The organism is Streptomyces sp. NPDC057638, from assembly GCF_042800315.1.
Taxonomy (GTDB): Bacteria; Actinomycetota; Actinomycetes; order Streptomycetales; family Streptomycetaceae; genus Streptomyces.
On sequence record NZ_JBHVHF010000605.1, the window covers coordinates 1 to 1,400 of the forward strand.

Annotated in this window: 2 protein-coding genes; both read left to right on the top strand. The window is 71.4% G+C overall.

From position 1 onward, the window contains the following. The first annotated feature begins 68 nt into the window (after positions 1-68). Complete coding sequence (gene pth, locus ACFVIM_RS35140) at positions 69-665, top strand: aminoacyl-tRNA hydrolase (protein ID WP_384310447.1); 597 nt, start codon at positions 69-71, stop codon at positions 663-665. A 123-nt stretch (positions 666-788) separates the two neighbouring features. Further along, on the top strand, positions 789-1,244 hold the full coding sequence (locus ACFVIM_RS35145; RefSeq protein WP_384310449.1) for a hypothetical protein: 456 nt from the start codon (positions 789-791) through the stop codon (positions 1,242-1,244). The last annotated feature ends 156 nt before the right edge of the window (positions 1,245-1,400 follow it).

The window sequence follows — 1,400 nt, forward strand, 5'->3', positions numbered from 1 at the left end:
TCCGTGCCCTGGGCACGGACGGCGGCTCACTCTGTGAACGCGCGGACCGCCCACGAGGAGAGCTGGCGATGACGACCGAAGCGAACGCCCCCTGGCTCATCGTGGGCCTCGGCAACCCGGGCCCCGGCTACGCGGCCAACCGCCACAACGTCGGCTTCATGGTGGTGGATCTGCTGGCCGAGCGGATCGGCGGCTCCTTCAAGCGGGCGCAGAAGGCCCAGGCACAGGTCCTGGAGGGGCGCATCGGCCCGCCCGGTCCGGCCGGCCGCCGGGTGGTGCTGGCCAAGCCCGCCTCGTACATGAATCTCTCCGGCGGTCCGGTGACGGCGCTGCGCGACTTCTACAAGGTCCCGACCGCTCACATCATCGCCGTCCATGACGAGCTGGACATCGACTACGGCACGCTGCGGCTGAAGCTCGGCGGCGGCGACAACGGCCATAACGGGCTGAAGTCGATGACGAAGGCGATGGGGCCCGACTACCACCGGGTGCGGTTCGGGATCGGCCGCCCGCCGGGCCGGATGCAGGTCGCCGACTTCGTACTGAAGGACTTCTCCACGGCCGAGCGCAAGGAGCTGGCGTACTTCGTGGACCGTGCGGCCGACTCGGTGGAGTCGCTGGTCAGCGAGGGTCTGGAACGGGCCCAGAGCTTCTACAACTCCTGATGTTCCCGGGGCCGTGACGCGTGCTGTTCCCGGGACCGTGACTCCTGATGTTCCCGGGGCCGTCCGCACCCCGTCCGCACCCGAGGTTGACCCCGCCCGCCGCCTGCCGAAGGATCCAGGCCCATGAGCCAACCCGTCTCGCCCGTCCGCCGGATCCTGCTGGGCCTGGTCACCCTGTTCCTGCTGGTGGCCGGTGGCTGGTCATCGTGGGAGACGGCCCAGCACGTGATGTTCGCCGATGACCGGGAGAGCGGTTCCTTCACCGTCACCGGCTGCGGTGACGACGACTGTACGGGCCGCTACCGCCCCGACGGCAGCGGTCCGGCCCGCTCCGGGCTGACCATCGAGAACTCGGTCGCCGTGAACAAGGGCGAGACCGTGCCGGTGGTGGTGCGGCCGGACTCGGGCGAGGTGATCCGCGAGGACACCGGCGGGGTGCTGCACGCCTGGCTGCCGCTGGGCGGCTCGCTGCTGATCGCCTCCGTACTGCTGGGCTGGGCGCTGGGCCTCTCCCGGCTGGGCTGGATCGCGGCGATATCGGGCGGCGGCATCCTGGTGGCGACCTTCTTCGCCCTCTGAGCCGCCTCAGCCGCCCCGAGGCCGCAGAACCTGCCGCGCCCGCCGAACCCCTGAGCCTGCCGCGCCCTCGTGAACCGGCCGAGGACGCCAAGCCCGCCGCGCCCCGCCGACACCGTACGGAAGACCGCCGCCCGGACGCTTCTCACGCGTCCGGGC

Bases quoted from the DNA above. Each gene is read 5' to 3' on its own strand.
- pth (WP_384310447.1), top strand. From the start codon at position 69: ATGACGACCGAAGCGAACGCCCCCTGGCTCATCGTGGGCCTCGGCAAC.
- ACFVIM_RS35145 (WP_384310449.1), top strand. From the start codon at position 789: ATGAGCCAACCCGTCTCGCCCGTCCGCCGGATCCTGCTGGGCCTGGTC.